Raw genomic sequence first — 20,659 nt, 5'->3', positions numbered from 1 at the left:
ATGGATCAGTCGTCCGCCAGCGTCGAGACGACGCGGGCGAGGGAGTCTGCGACGCCGACGTTGCCGGCGAAGACGATGTACGGGATGCCGACTGCTGGGCCGGTCTCGGGCTGCCAGAGCGACACGATGCCGGGAAGCATCGGGCCGAGGACGGTCGCCCTGCGGATCTCCAGCGCCTCGCTCGCGACGTCGCTGGAGGTGATGCCGCCCTTCGCGATCACGAATCGGGGCGGGGCGATCTCGAGCACGCGGCGGACCAGCTCGACGACTCCGCTGGAGACCTGCCTGGCGATCTCGAGGCTCGCGTCGCCGGTGGCCCCCGTCACGAGTTCGCGCGTGGTGTGGACGATGACGGTACCCGATTCGAGCGCCTCGGCGACGGTGCGCGACCGGGCGTCCAGATGCGCCTCGCGGCGGTCGTCGATGAGGCTGCGGACGTCGAGTTCTACAGTCGCGGTCCCGGGCCTGGCGCGTCGGAGTTCGTCCAGCTGCTGCGTCGTGAGCGGAACGTGGCTGCCCACGACGACCAGTCCGCCTCGGTGATGGGCGAACGGGATGTCCGCGGCGTCCACCGGTCGTGCGATCTCCTGACCGATGTGAGCGCGCACGTACGGCGGGCCGACGCGCAGCAGGACGCCGCGGTCGCCGAGCGCGTTCAGAGCGAGCGCCACGACGCGCATGTCGGATTCCTCGACGACGTCGACGGCGACGACGGTGCCGGTCGGCAGATCGCGCAGGAACGACGTGACGGCGTCGACTCCGGATCGGATGATCCCGATCGTGAGGGCCGCGACTTCGCCGGCGGGGATGCGGCCGTCGGTCTTCTCGGCGACCCAGTCGCGCAGGTCGGACGAGGAGAATCCGAAGCTCGCATCCTTCGCGAACGGTGTCTCGCCGACCGGTGTGGCCTCGCCGTCGACGACCCAGTAGTGCACGGAGTCGATCGTGATGCGGCCGGCCTCGGGGAACGCCGGTACGAGGAGCGTCAGCTCGGGTGCTTTCGCGCCATGCGCTGCGATCGCCGCCGCGAGCACATCAGTCTCGAGCGGGAAGTGGCCGCGCAGCGTCGAATCGCTGCGCGACACGAAGGTCACCTGACGTCCGGCGGCCTCCGCCGCGGCGAGGGCGACCGCGACGACCTCCCGGTTCCGTCGGGCCGCGGTGTCCTCGTCGAGTGAGCGGGTGTTCGTGAGGACGTACACGGCTGCAGCGCCGGTCGCGAAGGCGCCGTCGAGGTCTTCGCGCTCCCATCGGGTGAGGACGGGAAGGTGCGCGACCGACTGCGTGCCGGTCGGATCGTCATCCAGCACGACCAGGACGTTCCGAGGATCGCGCGCGTTCGCGACGGTCGCGGCATCGACCGCGACGGGGGCCGGCAGGGGCGCGAGCAGCGCGTCGATGTCCAAGGGAACTCCTTCGTCCGGGGTGCTATCCGATATCAGATAACGACCATACGCCTCGATCGGCGCGCACGCAAACCACCGAGGCGGGAGGGTCAGGCGCCCTGGACGTAGTGCAGCAGGTCCTCGCGCGTCTGGCGCATATGGCTCGCCATCGCCTCGCGCGCTGCCGCCGCCGACCGCGTCCGCATCGCCTCGAGCACCGCCTCGTGCTCGACGAGCGCGTGCTCGCGGATCTCGAACACCGCGCTGGTCTCACTGCGCGACTCCTGCAGCATGGCCGTGAGCGGGCGGACCGATGCGACCAGGATGCGGTTGTCCGCGGCCTGGAAGATCACGTCGTGGAAGGCGAGGTCGGCGTCGACGAAGCCGGGGACGTCGCCGTTGGCGTGCGCCGACCGCATCCGCTCGAGCGCGTCCTCGAGGGCACGGATGTGCTCCTCGCTGCTGCGCGGCGCGGCCAGCTCGGCGGCTCCGGTCTCGAACATCACCCGCATGTCCAGGAGATCGAGCGCTGCGCGACGCCGGGCTCCCCCGCTGCGCGAATAGCGCACGACCGCCTCCAGGCCCGTCCACTCGTCGACGGGGGCGATGCGATGGCGACTGCCGGGTACGGGCACGATGACCCCCTGCGCCTGCAGCAGACGGACTCCCTCACGCAGCGTCAGGCGCGAGACGCCGAGGCCGTCGGCGAGGTCCCCTTCCGGCGGCAGCGGCTCGCCGGCGACGAGCCGCCCAGCGATGATCTCGTCGAGCAGTCCCTCGACCACGGCCTGCGTGCGGGTGACGCGCTCAGCCTTCACGGCGCTCCTCGTTGCGGACATGGCACATGCCTCAACGGTAGCGCGGGGTCGAGTGCGTCGCGCGAAACGTACGTTGCGGGTGAGACGTGGCCTGCCTGGCCACGTCTCACCCCGCAAACCACGCGTCGCGAACTACGCGACGCGGATGAGCTTCTTGTTCACGAACTCATCGGCGGCCAGCAGACCCAGTTCGCGCGACGTGCCGCTGCGCTTCACGCCGCCGAACGGCAGCTCCGGGCTGTCCGCGAGCACCAGGTTGACGTAGACCATGCCCGCCTCGATCGCGTTCGCGACGCGCTCGGCCTGCTCGGCATCCGTCGTGAACACGTAGGAGCCGAGCCCGAACGAGGTGTCGTTCGCGAGCGCGACCGCGGCGTCCTCATCGGCGACCCGGTACACGACACCGGCCGGTCCGAACAGCTCCTCGCGGTAGACGTCCATCTCGTCGGTCACGTCGGCGAGCAGCGTGGGTGCGAAGAATGCGCCGTCGCGTGTGCCGCCGGTCAGCACGGTCGCGCCCTGCGCGACTGCCGTGTCGATCTGCTCCTGCAGCCGCTCGGCCGCGGCGAGCGACGACAGCGGTCCGAGAACCGTGTCCTCGTTCGTCGGGTCCTCCGCCTTCACGGCGGCCAGCGCCGCCGTGAACTTCGCGGCGAACTCCTCGTAGAGCGCGTCGACGACGATGAACCGCTTGGCGCCGTTGCACGACTGGCCGTTGTTGTCGATGCGCGCGTCGACGGCCGCCTGCACCACGGCATCCAAGTCGTCCGTCGACAGCACGATGAACGGGTCCGATCCGCCGAGCTCGAGCGCGACCTTCTTCAGGTTGCGCCCGGCCACCTCGGCGACTGCCGCGCCGGCGCGCTCCGAGCCGGTGATCGAGACCCCCTGGATGCGCGGATCGGCGATGATGGTCGCCGCCTGCTCGTTCGTGGCGTAGACGTTCACGTACCCGCCGTCGGGCAGACCGGCATCCCGATGGATCGCCTCCAGGAAGGCCGCCGACTCCGGGCACTGCGGAGCATGCTTGAGGATGATCGTGTTGCCGATCGCGAGGTTCGGCGCGGCGAAGCGCGCGACCTGATACGCGGGGAAATTCCACGGCATGATCCCCAGCAGTGCACCCAGCGGTGCGCGACGCACGACCGCTGACCCCTCCCCCAGGATGTCGATCGACTGGTCGGCCGTGATCCGATCGATGTTGTCGGCGTAGAACTCGATGATGTCCGCGGCGAAGTCGACCTCGCCGACGGCCGCCGCGATCGGCTTGCCCATCTCGCGCACGATGATCGCGGCGAACTCGTCGCGGCGTTCGCGGTGCAGTTCGGCGATGCGGCGGATGACGGCGGCGCGGTCGGCCGGCGTCGACGCCCCCCAGACCTTCGCCGCCGCGGCGGCGCGGGCCACGGCATCCTCGATCTGCGCGTCGGTGGCTGTGTCGTATTCGGCGACGGTCTCGCCGGTGGCCGGGTTGATGACGGCGTACTCGGTCATGATGCGTCCTCTCAGTTCGGGATCAGCGTGTACTTCGTGGACAGGTACTCGTGGATGCCTTCGAGGCCGCCCTCGCGACCGACACCCGACTGCTTCACACCGCCGAACGGAGCGGCGGCGTTGGAGACGACGCCGACGTTCAGCCCCATCATGCCGGTGTCGAGGGCGTCGATCATCCGGTGCCCCCTGGCGAGGTCCTCGGTGAACACGTACGAGACCAACCCGTATTCGGTGTCGTTGGCGAGGCGGACGGCCTCCTCCTCGGTGTCGAACGTCGCGATCGCCAGGACGGGACCGAAGATCTCCTCCCGGAGGATGTCGCTGCCCGCGGCGACATCCGTGATCACGGTGGGCTCGTAGAAGGTCCCTTCCCCCTCGACCGCGTTGCCACCGGCGAGCACCCTGGCTCCGCGGGACACGGCGTCGCCGACTAGCTCGGATGCCTTGGCGACCGCGTTCTCGTCGATGAGCGGTCCGATCGCGACGCCCTCCTCGGTGCCGCGGCCGATCTTCATGGCCTTGACCCGCTCCGCCACCCGGTCGGCGAACTCCTCCGCCACGGCCGAGTGCACGATGAAGCGGTTCGCGGCTGTGCAGGCCTGCCCGATGTTGCGGAACTTCGCCGCCATCGCCCCGTCGACCGCCTTGTCGAGATCGGCGTCCTCGAAGACCACGAAGGGTGCGTTGCCGCCGAGTTCCATCGACACCCGGAGCACGCCTTCGGCCGCCTGGGCGATGAGCTTGCGGCCGACCTCGGTCGACCCGGTGAACGACAGCTTGCGCAGCCGGGGGTCGGCGATGATCGGGGCCGAGACCTTGGACGACGACGTCGTCTGCACGACGTTCACGACGCCGGCCGGGAGCCCTGCCTCCTCGAGCATCTTCGTGAAGAAGATCGTGGTGAGAGGCGTCAGTGCCGGGGGCTTGATGACCACGGTGCACCCGGCGGCGAGCGCTGGCGCGATCTTGCGCGTCGCCATCGCGAACGGGAAGTTCCACGGGGTCACGAAGAACGACGGACCGACGGGCCGCTGGGAGACGACCATGCGGCCGGTGCCCTCCGGGTTGATGCCGTACCGACCGGAGATCCGCACGGCCTCTTCGCTGAACCACCGCAGGAACTCGCCGCCGTAGACGACCTCGCCGCGGGCCTCCGCGAGCGGCTTGCCCATCTCGAGGGTCATCAGCAGCGCGAGGTCCTCCTTGTGCACCTGCACCAGGTCGAACGCGCGGCGCAGGATGTCGCTGCGGGTGCGCGGCGGCGTCGCGGCCCAGGCCTCCTGCGCGGCGACGGCCGCATCCAGGGCGCGGATGCCGTCCTCCGGTGTCGCGTCGGCGATCGATCGGATCACGGCGTTGGTGGCGGGGTCGTGCACGTCGAAGGTGCGGCCACCCGAGGCATCCTGCCATTTCCCGTCGATGTACAGGCCGGTCGGGACGCTGTCCAGCAGCGCCTGCTCGTTCGGGGCGAGGGAAGCGGTCATTGTCATCTCTCTTTCTCAGCTCGTCGGTCGGTTCAGCGTCGGCGCAGGCTCGGCGGTGCGTCCATGGCGAGCTTCTCGCCGCGGAAGAAGGCCGGACGCCGGATGGCGTTCCAGATCATGATCACGATGCCGACCCCGATGATGCTCACCCCGAGCACGAACACGAGGCCGACGCCGCCGATGCTGGATCCGCTGCCGTAGGCGGGGTCGATCGAGTCGATCAGCGTGGTGACGAACAGCACCGCGAGGATCAGCCCGCCCACGAGGGGGAACAGCAGCGTGAAGAAGAAGCTGCGCGCCGAGTCGAACCACTGCTTGCGGAAGTACCAGACGCACGCGAACGCGGTGAGCCCGTAGTAGAAGCAGATCATCATCCCCAGCGACAGGATCGTGTCGGTGAGCACGTTCTCGCTCACCAGACGCATGACGGCGTAGAACACGCTGGCCACGACGGCCGAGACGATCGTTGCGTAGCCGGGGGTGAAGAAGCGGGGGCTGACGCGGGCGAACTTCTTAGGCAGTGCGCCGTAGTGCCCCATCGCCAGGAGCGTCCTGGCCGGTCCGACGGCCGTGGACTGCAGCGATGCCGCCGAGCTCGAGAGCACCGCGAGGGACACGAGGAACGCGAGCGGCCCGAGCACGGGGTCGGAGAGCGCGAAGAACACGTTCGCCGAGATGCCCTCGTTCGCCAGCCCCAGCTCACCCGTGCCGACGCCGGCGAACATCATCAGGCCGATCGAGAGCAGCAGGTAGAGGGTCACGACGACGATCACGGTCACCAGGGCGGCACGTCCCGGAGTCTTCTCCGGATTCTTGGTCTCCTCGTTCATGGTCAGGACGACGTCCCAGCCCCAGAAGATGAAGATCGACAGCGACAGGCCAGCGGCGAACGCGCTGAACGTCGGCACCTCGAGCGGGTTGAACCACGACCACGAGAAGGCGGTCGGATCGGGCGCGTCGCCCTGCACGGTCTTGACGATCGCGACGACCGCGAAGACGACGAGCACCGCGACCTGGAAGCCCACCAGGACGTATTGGAACTTCTGCGTGGTCTGCATGTCGCGGTACGACACGAGCGTGGCACCCAGCATGAACAGCAGGCAGACCGCCACGTTGATGAAGGGGTTGAACGCGAGATCCGCGATGCCGGGGTTGCCGGTCAACTGCGAGATCAGCAGGAAGAGGAACTCCACCGCGATACCGGCGAGATTGGACAGCACGATCACGGTGGCGGCGATCAGCCCCCAGCCGGTCATCCAGCCGATCCACGGGCCGAACGCGCGAACTCCCCAGGTGAACGACGTGCCGGAGTCGGGCATGACGCGGTTGAGCTCGCGGTAGCCGAACGCGGTCAGCAGCATCGGGATGAACCCGACGAGGATGATCGCCGGCACCTGGGTGCCGACCTCGGCGACGGTCGGACCCAGCGACGCGGTGAGCGTGTAGGCCGGTGCGATCGTCGAGACGCCGATGACGACGGCGCCGACCACGCCGACCGCCCCGGCTCGGAGCCCCTTCTGCGAGATGCCCGTCGTGACGGTGGATTCGGGCCCCATCGCCCGATCAGTACTGGCCATCAGCGGTCTCCTGCTTCGGCGCGCGTGCGCGGGACGACGATCATGGGAACGGGCAGCTCGTGCAGCATCTTCGCCGCCGTCGAGCCGAGGAACAGACGCCGCGGCTGCGCGAGTCGCGACGAGCCGACCAGGATGAGCTCGCCGGGGAGCCAGTCCAGGCGGGCGACGGCATCCTCGACGCTGTCACCTGCCGGCTGCTCGATCGTGGTCGCGATCGCAGCAGGCACGGCAGCGGCGGCCTTCTCGAGGACCGACTCGGCATGCCCGTCCCGGACGACGCGGATCGCCGCGGTGTCGAGCCCCGGCGGCACGTCGAACGACATGAGCGAGACGAGGCGCAACGGGGCGCCGGCATCCGTCGCGACGGCTGCCGCCTCGTCGAGAAGCGCGTCGGCGCCCGGTCGGATGCCGACGGCGGCCGTCACCCGAGGGATCACGTGGTCGTCCTGCTCGGCGAAGCCCGCCGGAGCGAGCGCGACGGGGATGGTCGACGAATGCAGCAGCTCGGAGGCGACGCTGCCCAGGCGGTGCCGTCCGAACAGCCCGCCGCCCGCGGCGCCGACGACGATGATCCTGGCGTCGAACTCCTCACCGGCTGCGACCAGCCCCGCGGCGAACGACTCGGCGAAGCGCACGTGGCCGGTCCGGGTCACGTCGGAGGGCAGTGTCGCCGCGGCATCCGCGAGCCACTGCCGCGCCTGAGCCCTGATGTGGTCGGCGTACGCGCGCTCGGGTGCGACCGCGGCGTTCCGGGTGCCCTCGTGGGGCAGGACCATCACGAGGTGCACGCGGGCGTCCAGGCTGCGCGCCAGGCGGGCGCCGAGAGCCGCGGCATCCGCTCCGGCATCCGTCGCGGTGTATCCGACGACGATCGAGCCGGCCATCAGTCGGCCTCGGCCGGGACGGTGCGGCTCGCATCGACGATGTTCGCCGCCACCAGGCGACCCATGCGGATCGCGCCGTCGACGTGCTGATAGCCGGCGCCTGCCATGTCGCTGCAGGCGAAGTGGATGGGACCGACCGCGGTGCGCAGGTCCGCGCCGTAGCGGTGCAGTCCACCGAGATCGAAGCTGGCCGCGTACGCTCCGCGGGTCCACTCCTCGCTCCCCCAGTCGCTCTCGTAGTAGACGACGGGATTCTTGGCCTCTGGGCCGTAGTAGTGCGAGAGCGATTCGAGGATGCGCTCCTTGCGCTCCTCGGCGCTGAGTTCGAAGACGCCGTCCGCGTTGCGGTCGGACACGAAACCGACCAGCGTGCCCCGTTCGTCGCCGTGGTTCGTGTTGTCGTAGGCCTCGTGCGACAGCTCGTACGGGCTGAACGCGGTGCCGGAGAGGCCGTCCTCACGCCAGAACGGACGGTCGTAGACGGCATGCACCTTGATCACGAAGCCCATCGAGAGGTGCTGGTGCAGCTGATGCTGGCGACGAGGCAGCGGCGGGACGAACGAGATGCGGTTGTACAAGATGGGGGCGTGCGCGAGGATCGCGAATCGTGCGCGCACGGTGTGCTCGTCGGTGGTCGCGACCACTCCGGCCGGACCCCATTCGAGGCCGCGCACCGGCTGGTTCAGCAGCACGTCGTCGCCGAGGCGCTCTGCGAGCAGCAGCGGCACCTGCTGCAGTCCTCCCGCGACCCGCTTGTCGAGGATGAAGTCGGCATCGACGAGGTTCGAATACGACCCGGCGGATGCCGCCATCAGCAGGGACTGCAGCAGCGAGAAGGCGTGCGTCGGCTTGGTGAGCATGGCCGAGCCCGTCGCGAACGCGAGGTTGCGCACCGCTTCGTCGTCATCGGTCTGCGCGCGCAGCCAGGCGTCCCAGGAGATCTCGTCCCACTCCTGCGCGTTCGGATGCTCCCACGGACGGTCGGGGTCGATCTCGGCGACCATCGCGTCCAGACGGTCGGTGATCTCGGCGATCACCCGTTCGGTCTCGGCCGACACCGGGAACATCTCCCCCGTGAAGCGATGGGCGACGCCGTCGTGTCCGACGTAGATGCTGTCGCCGTCGCGGTAGCGGCTGAACGTCTCCAGGCCCAGTTCGGCGATCGTGTCGATGAGCGCATCCTGGTCGGGCGAGACCCACTGGCCGCCGATCTCCAGCATCGCCCCGTCGATCACATCGGTCCACAGGCGCCCGCCGACCCGGTCGCGCGCCTCGAGGACGGCGACGGACAGACCGGCCTTGCGCAGGTCGTTGGCCGCCGTGAGCCCGGCGGCTCCGGCGCCGACGATGACGACGTCGCGTGAGATCTCGGCCATGGGTGCAGCTCCTTCGTTGCTAATACTCGGATGCGTGTCGTGGATGGGTCCTGGTGGACGCGGTGCAAGTGCCGGCCGCAGCTCGAAATCCCCCGATCCGAGCCGCGACCGGACGTTCTAGGCCGCCGCGAGCGCCTCGGCGATGATGTCGAGGCCCTCGTTCAGCAGGTCGTCGCCGATCGCGAGCGGCGGGAGGAAGCGGATCACGTTGCCGTAGGTGCCGCAGGTGAGGACGATGACGCCCTTCGCGATCGCCGCCTTCGCGACGGCCGCGGTGAGGGCGGCATCCGGCGCGTTGGTCGAGGGATCCACGAACTCGGCCGCGATCATCGCGCCGTGGCCGCGGATGTCTCCGATGCGGGCATCGCTCTGCTGGATCTCTGCGAGCCGCGCCTTCAGGATGTCGCCGATCTCTCTGGCGCGCTCGATCACACCGTCGTTCTCGAAGACGTCGATCGCGGCGAGAGCCGCCGCGCACGCGATCGGGTTGCCGCCGTAGGTGCCGCCGAGGCCGCCGGAGTGCGAGGCATCCATGATGTCGGCCCGGCCGGTGACCGCCGCCAGCGGAAGCCCGCCGGCGATGCCCTTCGCCGTCGTGATCAGGTCGGGCTCGATACCGAACAGTTCGCTCGCGAACATCGCACCGGTACGGGCGAACCCGGTCTGCACCTCGTCAGCGATGAAGACGACGCCGTTGGCCCGGCACCAGTCGACGATCGCGGGGAGGAACCCGTCGGCGGGGACGATGAAGCCGCCCTCGCCCTGGATCGGCTCGATGATGACCGCGGCCAGGTTGTCGGCGCCGATCTGCTTCTCGAGCTGGGTGATCGCGCGGGCCGCGGCCTCGGCGCCCGAGAGTCCGTCGCGGAACGGATACGACGCGGTGGCGCGGTACACCTCAGGAGCGAATGGGCCGAAGCCGCTCTTGTACGGCATCGCCTTGGCGGTCAGTGCCATGGTCAGGTTGGTGCGGCCGTGGTACCCGTGGTCGAAGGCCACGACGGCCTGGCGCCCCGTGTGCTTGCGGGCGATCTTGATCGCGTTCTCGACGGCCTCGGCTCCCGAGTTGAACAGCGCGGTCTTCTTGGCGAAGGAACCGGGAGTCAGCCGGTTCAAGGCCTCGGCGACGGCGACGTACGACTCGTACGGCGAGATCATGAAGCAGGTGTGGGTGAACTGCGCGGCCTGTGCGGCGACCGCCGCGGCGATCTTCGGGTGCGCGTTGCCCACCGTGGTGACGGCGATCCCGCTGCCGAGGTCGATCAGGGAGTTGCCGTCGGCGTCGACGACGACGCCGCCGCCCGCCGCGACCGCCGCGACGGGGATGGTGTGACCGACTCCGGCCGGCACGGCCTCCGCCTTGCGCGCCAGGAGTTCGGCCGATCGGGGGCCGGGCAGTTCGGTGACCAGACGTCGCTCCTGCGGGAGTCCTGGGCCGCCGAGGGGAAGGGCATCGGTTGCGGTGTCGAGAAGGGCCATGCCGCGAGCGTAGGCTCGCCGGCCGGACACGCGCACTCGCCGCTCTGTACAATCTGTCTCAGATATTCGCCGTCGTGTACAGAGGAGTGCGTGTGGACCAACCGACGCTGCGTGCGCTCCTGCGCCGCGACGATCTCGGATTGCGACTCGTCTCCGACGAGCGGATGCTGGCGCAGGACGCCCTGGACCTCCCGCTGCGCTGGGTGCACTCGTCCGACCTCGTCGATCCGACGCCCTTCCTCGCCGACGAACTGGCGCTGTTGACCACCGGAGCACAGTTCGACGACGACAGCGGCGTCCGCGCGTACGTCAGACGCCTGCACGAACGCGGAGTCGTCGGGCTCGGCTTCGGCACGGAGGTGCATCGCTCCGGCATCCCGGACGAGCTGATCATCGCTTGCCGCGAGCTGCGGATGCCGCTGTTCGAGGTGCCGTACGACACCCCCTTCATCGCAGTGGCCCGCGCGCATTCGGAGGCGATCGCCGCGCAGGCCTACGCCCGCCGGACCTGGGCGCTGGACACGCAGCGAGCCCTCGCGGTGGCGGCGCTGCGTCCACGCGGCCTGTTCGCGACGCTGTCCGAGCTCGCGCGGCGCCTGGAGCGCTGGGTGGGCATGTTCGATGCCGCGGGGGTGCTCGTGCACGAGCATCCGGCCGGTCGACTGTCGGAGGAGGATGCCGCGGCGCTCGCGCATCGGGCGACCGACCTGATCGCGCGCGGCGGGCAGGCCGGACAGTCCCTGACGCTGGGTCCCGAGGCGTACACGCTGTTCACGCTCGGACGCAGCGGGCACCTGCGCGGCGTCATCGCCATCGCGACGGCTGCCCTGGATGCCGAAGCCCGGGCGGTCGTGACATCCGTGATCGCGATGGCCGGCCTGGCCCTGGAGCAGAACGAGCAGTACGCCCGCAGTCGTCGCCGGCTGCGGGCGCAGGTGCTGGCGTCGCTCCTGCTCGATGATCCGACGCTGGCCCGTCACGTGCTCGGCTCGCTGCCGCAGGCCCCGATGGTCGTCGCCGTCGCGGACCCGGATGCACCGGTCGAAGCGCTGGAGGAGTGGTGGGATCGGCAGCGCGCCGACGCGGGCACCGCCGTGTTCGTCGCGTCATCGGAGGACGGCGTCGTGATGTGCGTCTCCGCTGCGGATGCCGGGCTCTTCGACGAGGTCTCCGAACGGTTCGGCATGCGTCTGGGCGTCTCCGAGCCGGATTCCTACGCCGCGTTCTCGCGTGCGCACGCACAGGCGACCGCCGCGCTGCGCCACGGTGGCTCCGGCGCCGTCCGCTACACGGACACCGTCGCGTCGAGCATCCTGTCGGCCTTCGCGACGGACGAGGCACGCCTGGTCGCCGAATCGCGGCTGGCGCCGCTGCGTGCGCACGAGGGTCTGGAGGAGGCGCTGCGCGTCTGGCTCGAGCACGACGCGCGCTTCGAGCAGGCGGCTGCGGCCCTCGGCATCCATCGGCACACGCTGCGCGCACGCATCGCGCAGGCCTCAGCGCTGCTCGGCGCCGATCTGTCGGCGTTTCCGGCGCGGGCCGAGCTGTGGGCGGCGCTGCAGACCGCGCGCTGAGCGCTCGCGCTATGCGCGAGCGCGCGCGGCGATCACCGGTATGCAGCCGCAGATCATGCTGAGGACACCGGCGACGACGAGCACCACGCCGAGCGGCCAGAGGACCTCCATCGAGAACGCGCCGTACGACAACGCCTCCAGCGAGTCGGCGACTCCGTCGGGGAACTCCAGAATGCTCCCGCCGTCGCCGAACAGCCACAGACCGATGCCGAGCGTCGTCGCCCCGAGACCGACGAAGACGAAGGCCGTCGCCCAACGTCGCGCACCCCCGTCGACGCGTTCGAGGTGAGAACCCCATGCGGCGATCTGCGGCGCACGGATCGAGAGCACCGGCATCACGACGATCAGCACGACACCCAGGGGGATGCACATGCCGATCATGTAGCCGGCGAGCGGCACCAGGAACAGCTGGGCGACGACGCCCTCGCTCCACCAGTAGTGGAATCCGCCGTTCTGCACCGCGGCATCCTCGATCGTCCGTCGCACGCCGGGGAAGGCCACGGCGATCGCCTGCGCGACGCCGATCGGGATGGCGACGAAAGCCGGCGCGATGAAGCAGGCCGTGAGCAGCCGCAGGAGGACATGACCGATCGACGCCGCACGCTTCCACGCCATCTCGAGCATGCACCAGCCGGAGTACAGGCCGGGGGCGATGAAGGCGAAGTTGCCGCCGGAGCCGTCGCCTGCGGCATCCGCGAAGGTGGTGAACACCCCGCACACGCCGACGCCGACCGCGAGGACGAGGACGATCAGGTCCACCCCGCTGACGAGCGAACGCAGTTCGGTCCGCAACGCGTGCGGATCCGGCGTCTCGGCGTCCTTCGACATCGTGTCTCCTCGCTCGGGCGTCATCACCCGTAAGGCTACCGAGGGGCGTGCGCCTCGAGGAACTCGTACACATCCGTCGTGTCGACGCCGGGGAAGGCCCCGGTGGGCAGTGTCGCGAGCAGGGTCCGCGGCGTCTTGACGTTCGGCCAGGACTGTTCGCGCCAGCGCTGCTCGAGTTCGGCCGGGGCCCGGCGGCAGCACACCTCGACCGAGTGCTTCGAGACCCCGCGGTGCGGAGTGTCCCGCCCGACGAAACACTTCGTGTCGTCGAAGCGCACGCCGACGCTGACCGAGTGCAGTCCTTCACTGGAGGCCTCCACCCGCGCCGTGCACCAGTACGTGCCGTTTCCGGTGTCGGTGTACTGGTAGTACGGGTTGAACCGGTCATCCTCGTCGAACACGACACGGCTCGTCCACCGCCGGCAGCACATCTGGCCCTCGATCGCCCCGAGGCGGTCGGTAGGGAAGTTCACGTCGTCGTTCTCGTACGCCTTCGTGATCGTGCCCGACTCGTGCACCTTGAGGAAGTGCACCGGGATGTCGAGATGCCGGGTGGCCAGGTTCGTGAACCGGTGGGCGGCCGTCTCGTACGACACGGAGTAGGCATCCCGCAGGTCCTCGATGGAGATCTCCCTGCGGGACTTGGCCTCGCGCAGGGCCGGCACGACGTGCGCCTCCGGGATGAGCAGCGCCCCGGTGAGGTAGTTGGTCTCGACGCGCTGCCGCAGGAACTCGGCGTAGCTGCGCGGTTCGGCGTGGCCGAGGATGCGGCTGGACAGCGCCTGCAGCACGGCGGTGCGCGCGTCTCCCTTGGCCTGGACCTGTGCGGACAGATACAGCCGGCCGTGCGCGAGGTCGGCGACGCTGCGGGTCGTCTGGGGAAGATCGGAGGCGTAGTGCAGCGTGAACCCCAGATGCGCGGCGATCTCCGACGCGGTGCGCTGTGTGAGCGGGCCACCGGGGTGGTCGACGGCCGCCAGGATCTCGGCCGCCTTCGCCTCGAGATCGGCGAAGTGGTTGTCCTGACGGCGCATGAGGTCGCGCAGCTCCACGTTGGCGCGCCGCGCCTCCTCAGGAGTGGCCGCCCGCTCGTCCCGCAAGCGGTCGATCTCGCCGTGCAGGGCGAGGAGCGCCTTCAGGGCATCCGTGGGGACGCTCTTCGCGATCCGGAACGGCGCGATGCCGAGCGCCTGGAAGGTCTGCCCCTTCATCGCGCGCTCCAGCGAGATCTCCAGGGCGCTGCGCTCATCCAGCGGTTCGCCCTCGAGCAGCGCGTCGATGCTCGTGCCGAGCGCGCGGGCGATCGCCTGCAGCAGGGTGAGCTTCGGTTCGCGTTTGCCGGTCTCGATCATGGACAGCTGGCTGGGCGCGCGGTCGACCGCTGCGGCGAGCGCTTCCAGGGTCATCCCTCGGGAGCCGCGCAGTTGTCTGATGCGTCGTCCGATCGTGAGGGCGTCGGTGTCTTCTTCGAGCTGCGCCGGGGTCATGCGGGGATTCTGTCACGAAAACAGAAATACGGACGAATTTCTCCTCTGCAACGGCCATCAGCATCCGGAATCTTCACTCAGAGTGGATGCCAAGCCACCCGATCCAACGGAGGAGAGAGACATGACGAACACCACGCCGACCGGACTGCGAGCCGGTGACCAGGTTCAGACCGCGGCCGAGCTCCAGGAGATCTGGGACACCGATCCCCGCTGGGACGGCATCGAACGCACGTACAGCGCCGAGGACGTCATCCGCATCCGCGGCTCGGTCAGGGAGGAGTCCACACTCGCCCACCGCGGAGCAGAGAACCTCTGGAACCTCCTGCACACCGAGGAGTACGTCCGGGCCCTCGGCGCCTACACCGGCGGGCAGGCCGTGCAGCAGGTGCGCGCCGGCCTCAAGGCGATCTACCTCTCCGGCTGGCAGGTCGCCGCCGACGGCAACCTCGCCGGGCAGACGTACCCCGACCAGTCGCTGTACCCCGCGAACTCGGTGCCCTCCGTCGTCCGCCGCATCAACAACGCGCTGCTGCGTCAGGACCAGCTCGAGCACGCCGAGGGGAACATCACGCAGGACTGGCTCGCTCCGATCGTCGCGGATGCCGAGGCCGGCTTCGGCGGACCGCTGAACGCGTACGAGCTGGCGCAGTCGCTGATCCAGTCCGGCGCCGCGGGCATCCACTGGGAGGACCAGCTGGCCAGCGAGAAGAAGTGCGGGCACCTCGGCGGAAAGGTGCTGGTGCCGACGCAGCAGCACATCCGGACCCTGAACGCCGCCCGCCTCGCGGCCGACGTCGCCGGGGTCCCCACCGTCATCATCGCCCGCACGGATGCCCTCGCCGCCGACCTGCTCACCAGCGACGTCGACGAGCGCGACCAGCGGTTCACCACCGGCGAGCGCACCTCCGAGGGGTTCTACCGGATCCGCCCTGGCATCGAATCGGTCATCAGCCGCGGACTCGCGTTCGCGCCGTACGCCGATCTCCTGTGGGTCGAGACCGGTGAGCCGGACATCGCCCTCGCCCGCGAGTTCGCCTCCGCCGTCCACGCGAAGTTCCCCGGCAAGCTGCTCGCGTACAACTGCTCCCCCAGCTTCAACTGGCGCCGTCACCTCTCGGATGCCGAGATCGCGACGTTCCAGCAGGAGCTGGCCGAGCTGGGCTACCGGTTCCAGTTCATCACCCTGGCCGGCTTCCACGCATTGAACCACTCGATGTTCGACCTCGCCCGCGGCTACGCCGAGCGCGCCATGAGCGCGTACGTCGACCTGCAGGAGGCCGAGTTCGCCGCCGAGACATCCGGATACACCGCCACCAGGCACCAGCGCGAGGCCGGCACCGGGTACTTCGACGTCATCTCGACCGCGCTCAACCCCGACAGCGCGACGCTCGCCCTCGCCGGCTCCACCGAGACGGCGCAGTTCCACTGACCCCGGGGCGGACGGGGTCCACCACCTCAGCGCACCCGATGTCCGGGTTGATGCGGGTCTCAACCGCATGAACCCGCACCAACCCGGACACGCCACCCGGCTCGACGACGAAAAGGACACAGATCATGACCATTCCCACTGCTCCCCCGACCGCACCGACCGAGACCCTGCTGGGGCCGGCGATCCAGATCACGGGCCCGATGCGCGACCGTTACGACGAGATCCTCACGCCGGATGCCACAGCTTTCCTCACCGAGCTGCACCACCGCTTCGCCCACCGCCGTCACGACCGGCTCGCCGATCGGATGCGGCGCCGCTTCGAGATCGGCAACGGCCACGACCCTCGGTTCCGCGACGACACCGCCCACATCCGGGAGGATGCCGAGTGGCAGGTCGCCGGTGCCGGACCGGGGCTCGAGGACCGCCGGGTCGAGATCACGGGTCCGACCGATCCGAAGATGACGATCAACGCTCTCAACTCCGGCGCGCGGGTCTGGCTCGCCGACCAGGAGGACGCCACGAGCCCCACCTGGGCGAACGTCATCGGCGGGCAGTTGTCGCTGCGCGACGCGATCCGCGGCGAACTCTCGTACACGAGCCCGGAGGGCAAGGAGTACCGCGTCACCGCTGAGCACACGCCGACGATCGTCATGCGTCCGCGGGGCTGGCACCTCACCGAGAAGCATCTGACGTTCATCGACCGCTCGGGTCGCTCGATGGCGGCATCCGGCTCGCTGGTCGATTTCGGCCTCTACTTCCTGCACAACGCGCAGGCGCTGATCGATGCGGGGCGCGGGCCGTACTTCTACATCGCCAAGCTGGAATCCAGCGAGGAGGCGAAGCTCTGGGACGACATCTTCACCTTCAGCGAGGAGTACGCGGGACTCGCGCACGGCACGATCAGGGCCACGGTGCTGATCGAGACGCTGCCGGCGGCATTCGAGATGGACGAGATCCTGTTCGAGCTGCGCGACCACTGCGCAGGCCTCAACGCCGGGCGCTGGGACTACATCTTCTCGATCATCAAGAACTACCGCGGGCGCGGGGCCCGGTTCGTCCTCCCCGACCGCAGCGAGGTCACCATGACCGTGCCGTTCATGCGGGCGTACACCGATCTGCTCGTGCAGACATGCCACAAGCGCGGCGCCTTCGCGATCGGCGGCATGAGCGCGTTCATTCCCAACCGCCGCGACCCCGAGGTCACCGCGCGGGCGATCGAGAAGGTGTCCGCCGACAAGCGGCGCGAGGCCGGCGACGGATTCGACGGGACCTGGGTGGCGCACCCGGACCTGATCCCGACGGCGCAGGCCGAGTTCGACGCCGTGCTCGGCGCCCGCCCGAACCAGGTCGACCGGCAGCGTCCGGACGTCCACGTGCGGCCGGAGGATCTGCTCGACCTGCACATCGGGCGACCGATCACCGCGCAGGGGGTGCACGACAACGTCTCCGTGGCGATCCGCTACATCGAGGCGTGGTTGCGCGGGCTCGGCGCCGTCGCGATCGACAACCTGATGGAGGATGCCGCGACGGCCGAGATCTCCCGTTCGCAGGTGTGGCAGTGGATCCACCAGGACCGCGCCACGGAGGACGGAACGCCCATCACGGTGGAGTACGTCGAGACGATCATCTCCGAGGTGCTGGCCGAGACCGACCGCCGCGACGGCGACCGCTTCGCCGACGCGGCCGACGTGTTCCGCGAGGTCGCACTCGGCACGGAATTCCCCGCATTCCTGACGCTCGGCGCGTACAGCAGGTACCTCGTCGAGACCGACTGACCACGGGATTCGCGGGGCCCTTTGCGACTCGGAGTCGGAAAGGGCCCCGCAGTGCGCCCGCTCGCAACCCCACCTGTGGAAAGTCCCCCCGCGCCCCGGCCGCATCGGCGTACGCTCCCCACCATGTCCAGCATCGCCAGCACCTACAAGGAGGCGATCCACGGCCGTCGGATCGCCTCCCTCGTCCTCAGCATCGCGACGATCGTGATGTCGCTCGGCATCCTCGCGATGTTCATCGCGCAGCCGGCCATCTTCCTCAGCATGGGCACGTTGGGGCTCTCCCCGGCGGAGGCCGCGCTCATCGACTCGCTCGCCTCCCTGCCCCTGCTGCCCATCGCGGCGCTGGCCCTGCTCATCCGGATGCCGAAGCGCGACGCCGCCGGCGCGTCCGTGCGCACCGCGCCCCTGACGTTCGGAATCGTCGCGGCCTGTCTCTGTGCCGCGTGCTTCCTGTACCCGCAGGCGCTCATGCTGATGTCCGCGGTGTTCTTCCTCGTCGGCGTTCTGACCTCGACCCCCGTATGAGTGCGGTCATCGCGCTTCACCGGGCTCGGCATCCAATCGTGCGCGGATCTCGGGGTCGAGTACGAGATCCGCCGCCCCCAGCGCCTCATCCAGCTGAGCGACGCTCGACGCCCCGATCACCGGGATCACCGGGACGTCCCCTCCCAGCAGCCAGGCGAGTGCGACCTGGTTCGCCGTCGCCCCGATGTCGGCGGCGACTTCGTGCAGCAGCGCTCGACGGGCGTGACTCGTGGGGTGGTCCACACCGCCCCACAACGGCTTGTCCGTGCGGGCGATCGCGCCCTGATGCAACGGCGAATACACCGTGACGGCGAGCAGCGGCCGCTCGGGCGTCCCCGTCGAGGCCGCGTAGTCGAGCAGACCAGGGGTGACGAAGTTGTTGCGTCCGAATCGCGGTGCCGGCTGCAGGTAGCTGTGCTGCTGCTGGACCGCGCCGTACGGCGCGATTCCTTGACGACGCGCCTCCTCTCTCGCCTCGACGACGCGCCACGTGGCGACGTTCGAGATGCCGGAGATGCCGATCAGACCCTCCTGCTGCAACGCGCCGAACGCGCCGACCGTCTCGGCGATGTCGACGTCGCGGTCGTCGACGTGTCCGTACAGGACGTCGATGTGCGAGACGCCGAGGTGCCGGGCGCTCTCCGGAGCCTGTCGGCGGATGACCTCCGCGGACAGCCCCTCGTAGTTCGTCGGCGGCGTGGTCGACAGCGGCTTCATCTGGTCCTTCTGTGCGGCTCCGACCTTCGTCGCGATGCGGACGGAGTCGCGGCCCCGCCGTTCGCGCAGCCACGCGCCGAGGAGATCCTCGCTGTCGCGACCGGTGCCCCCGGACCAGACGCTGTAGTTGTTCGCGGTGTCGATGAACGTGCCGCCGGCCTCGACGAAGCGGTCGAGGATCGCGCGCGACGTGGCCGGATCGGTGCGCGTGCCGAAGTTCATCGCGCCGAGGCACAGGGTGGAGACCTCGAAGGAGGTGGTTCCATCGGAGAGGGTGCGGTACTGCATCGGTGGTCCTTTCGTGTGCGTGACTTCACGCTAGGGATCATCCGGTCCGGTTGTACACTCCAATCACGATGCAGAACACCAGACCAATACTCGCGTGGGAGACGCTGCTCGAACTCGCCGCCGTTCCCGGCCCGCGCGCGACCTTGCGGGACCGGCTGGAGACGGCGCTGCGGCGGGCGATCGACGACGGGACGTTGCCGCTCGGGTCCGCACTGCCGCCGAGTCGCGCGCTCGCGGAGACGCTCGGCGTCTCGCGGTGGGTCGTCACCGAGGTCTACGGCCAGTTGGTCGCCGAGGGCGTTCTCGACGCGAGGACCGGATCCGCGACGACCGTCGCCGTCACGGCGCCGACACATACCCCGGGCCGTGGCCCGCGGTCGACGCCGGCCGTGACCACGCCACCGCGTTTCGATCTGCGGCCGGGACTGCCCGATCTTCGCGGCATCCCCCGCGCCCGGTGGGCTGCGGCGCTGCGGGCCGCACTGACCGAGCTTCCCGACCAGGCCTTCGCCGCGGACCACGGTCGCGGTCACGACGCCGCGCGGGAGACGCTCGTCACCTATCTCGCGCGCTCGCGGCGGGTGGCCGCGAGCGCGGGCGACGTCGTGATCACGCACGGGGCCACGGACGGCATGCGACAGCTGGCGCGCGAGCTGCACCGCCGCGGGCATCGTCATCTGCTCGTCGAGGACCCCAGTTGGCCGCGACTGCGCGACGTCGCGGAGGAGAGCGGGCTGACGGTCGTCAGTGTGCCGGTCGACGCGGACGGCATCGACGCCACGGCGCTCGAAGCGGCGGCGAGCGCGACGGGAGCACGTGCAGCCCTGCTGACGCCGGCCCACCAGTTCCCGCTCGGCGCTGCTCTGTCTCCGCAGCGACGCGAGCAGATCGTGTCCTGGGCGCGTTGTGCTGATGCCGTCCTCATCGAGGACGACTACGACGCCGAGTTCCGCTACGACCGCCGCCCCGTCGCCGCGCTTCAGCGCCTCGCCCCGGATCGTGTCGTCCTGATCGGTTCGCTGTCGAAGTCCGTCGCCCCCGGCATCGGGCTCGGTTGGATGGTGCTGCCACCGGGTTTCGAACTGACGACGGCCACGGGCATCCCGTCGCTCATCGATCAGGCGGCGCTCGCGCACTTCGTCACCCACGGCGACCTGGAGCGGCACCTGCGCCGCTCCCGTATGCGGTTCCGACATCGACGGGGTCGACTCCTCGACGCGCTCGACCGGGAGCTGGAGGACCTGCGCCGCACCCTCGGCGGCCTCGAGGTCACCGGGATCGCTGCCGGCATGCATCTCGTCCTGTCCCTGCCGCCCGGGATGGATGCCGCGGACGTCACAGGCCGGGCATCCGCGCATTCGCTCGCCCTGGTTCCGCTGCGTCGGTATGTGCTCGAGCGACCGAGGCCCGAGGCCCTCGTACTGGGTTATGGCGACCTCGACGACGCGCTGGTCGACGAGGCCGCCGCGCTCCTGGCCGGTGTGCTGCGCGCTGCCGCGGCGGCGTGAGCCGCGGCGCGCATCGGCGTACCCTGAAGGC

Annotated in this window: 16 protein-coding genes; 5 read left to right on the top strand and 11 right to left on the bottom strand. The window is 69.8% G+C overall.

The window, feature by feature from the left end:
• Positions 1–5: 5 nt before the first annotated feature.
• From OED01_RS03665 to gabT, 8 genes are all read right to left on the bottom strand, one after another.
• Complete coding sequence (locus OED01_RS03665) at positions 6–1,406, bottom strand: four-carbon acid sugar kinase family protein (protein WP_264157036.1); 1,401 nt, start codon at positions 1,404–1,406, stop codon at positions 6–8.
• A gap of 89 nt (positions 1,407–1,495) precedes the next feature.
• Positions 1,496–2,224, bottom strand: a complete 729-nt coding sequence (locus OED01_RS03660; RefSeq protein ID WP_264157035.1) for a FadR/GntR family transcriptional regulator — start codon at positions 2,222–2,224, stop codon at positions 1,496–1,498.
• A 111-nt stretch (positions 2,225–2,335) separates the two neighbouring features.
• Positions 2,336–3,697, bottom strand: a complete 1,362-nt coding sequence (locus OED01_RS03655) for an aldehyde dehydrogenase family protein (protein WP_264157034.1) — start codon at positions 3,695–3,697, stop codon at positions 2,336–2,338.
• A gap of 11 nt (positions 3,698–3,708) precedes the next feature.
• A complete protein-coding gene (locus tag OED01_RS03650; protein WP_264157033.1) occupies positions 3,709–5,187 on the bottom strand; it encodes an NAD-dependent succinate-semialdehyde dehydrogenase in 1,479 nt (492 codons plus the stop codon).
• Between the two features lie 26 nt (positions 5,188–5,213).
• Positions 5,214–6,758, bottom strand: coding sequence for an APC family permease (locus OED01_RS03645; protein WP_264157032.1), 1,545 nt, complete (start codon positions 6,756–6,758; stop codon positions 5,214–5,216).
• A complete protein-coding gene (locus OED01_RS03640) occupies positions 6,758–7,642 on the bottom strand; it encodes a universal stress protein (RefSeq protein WP_264157031.1) in 885 nt (294 codons plus the stop codon). The genes OED01_RS03645 and OED01_RS03640 overlap by 1 nt, the downstream gene beginning before the upstream one ends.
• Positions 7,642–9,018, bottom strand: coding sequence for a flavin monoamine oxidase family protein (locus tag OED01_RS03635; protein WP_264157030.1), 1,377 nt, complete (start codon positions 9,016–9,018; stop codon positions 7,642–7,644). The genes OED01_RS03640 and OED01_RS03635 overlap by 1 nt, the downstream gene beginning before the upstream one ends.
• Before the next feature lie 117 nt (positions 9,019–9,135).
• Positions 9,136–10,497 (bottom strand): 4-aminobutyrate--2-oxoglutarate transaminase, encoded by a 1,362-nt coding sequence (gene gabT / locus OED01_RS03630; protein ID WP_264157029.1) that lies wholly within the window; start codon positions 10,495–10,497, stop codon positions 9,136–9,138.
• Between the two features lie 92 nt (positions 10,498–10,589).
• Here gabT and OED01_RS03625 point away from each other — a divergent pair, with 92 nt between their 5' ends.
• Complete coding sequence (locus OED01_RS03625; RefSeq protein WP_318841129.1) at positions 10,590–12,071, top strand: PucR family transcriptional regulator; 1,482 nt, start codon at positions 10,590–10,592, stop codon at positions 12,069–12,071.
• A 9-nt stretch (positions 12,072–12,080) separates the two neighbouring features.
• Here the strand turns inward: OED01_RS03625 and OED01_RS03620 are convergent, their stop codons facing one another.
• On the bottom strand, positions 12,081–12,899 hold the full coding sequence (locus OED01_RS03620) for a hypothetical protein (RefSeq protein WP_264157028.1): 819 nt from the start codon (positions 12,897–12,899) through the stop codon (positions 12,081–12,083).
• A 35-nt stretch (positions 12,900–12,934) separates the two neighbouring features.
• Positions 12,935–14,386 carry a helix-turn-helix transcriptional regulator gene (locus OED01_RS03615; RefSeq protein WP_264157027.1) on the bottom strand — a complete coding sequence of 484 codons (1,452 nt, stop codon included), beginning with the start codon at positions 14,384–14,386 and terminating at the stop codon, positions 12,935–12,937.
• Positions 14,387–14,507: 121 nt separating this feature from the next.
• On the opposite strand from OED01_RS03615, the gene aceA reads away from it, so the two are divergent.
• The 3 genes from aceA (at position 14,508) to OED01_RS03600 (ending at position 18,115) form a co-directional block, all read left to right on the top strand.
• Positions 14,508–15,815, top strand: coding sequence for an isocitrate lyase (gene aceA, locus OED01_RS03610; RefSeq protein ID WP_264157026.1), 1,308 nt, complete (start codon positions 14,508–14,510; stop codon positions 15,813–15,815).
• A 125-nt stretch (positions 15,816–15,940) separates the two neighbouring features.
• Positions 15,941–17,590, top strand: coding sequence for a malate synthase A (gene aceB / locus OED01_RS03605; RefSeq protein WP_264157025.1), 1,650 nt, complete (start codon positions 15,941–15,943; stop codon positions 17,588–17,590).
• A 123-nt stretch (positions 17,591–17,713) separates the two neighbouring features.
• Positions 17,714–18,115, top strand: a complete 402-nt coding sequence (locus OED01_RS03600; protein WP_264157024.1) for a hypothetical protein — start codon at positions 17,714–17,716, stop codon at positions 18,113–18,115.
• A 6-nt stretch (positions 18,116–18,121) separates the two neighbouring features.
• Here the strand turns inward: OED01_RS03600 and OED01_RS03595 are convergent, their stop codons facing one another.
• On the bottom strand, positions 18,122–19,120 hold the full coding sequence (locus OED01_RS03595; RefSeq protein ID WP_264157023.1) for an aldo/keto reductase: 999 nt from the start codon (positions 19,118–19,120) through the stop codon (positions 18,122–18,124).
• 68 nt (positions 19,121–19,188) lie between these two features.
• Between OED01_RS03595 and pdxR the strand changes: the two genes are divergently transcribed.
• Positions 19,189–20,628, top strand: a complete 1,440-nt coding sequence (gene pdxR, locus OED01_RS03590) for a MocR-like pyridoxine biosynthesis transcription factor PdxR (RefSeq protein ID WP_264157022.1) — start codon at positions 19,189–19,191, stop codon at positions 20,626–20,628.
• The last annotated feature ends 31 nt before the right edge of the window (positions 20,629–20,659 follow it).

The sequence above is a fragment of the Microbacterium sp. M28 genome, from assembly GCF_025836995.1.
GTDB lineage: Bacteria > Actinomycetota > Actinomycetes > Actinomycetales > Microbacteriaceae > Microbacterium.
This window is presented reverse-complemented; position numbering and strand designations above follow the sequence as displayed.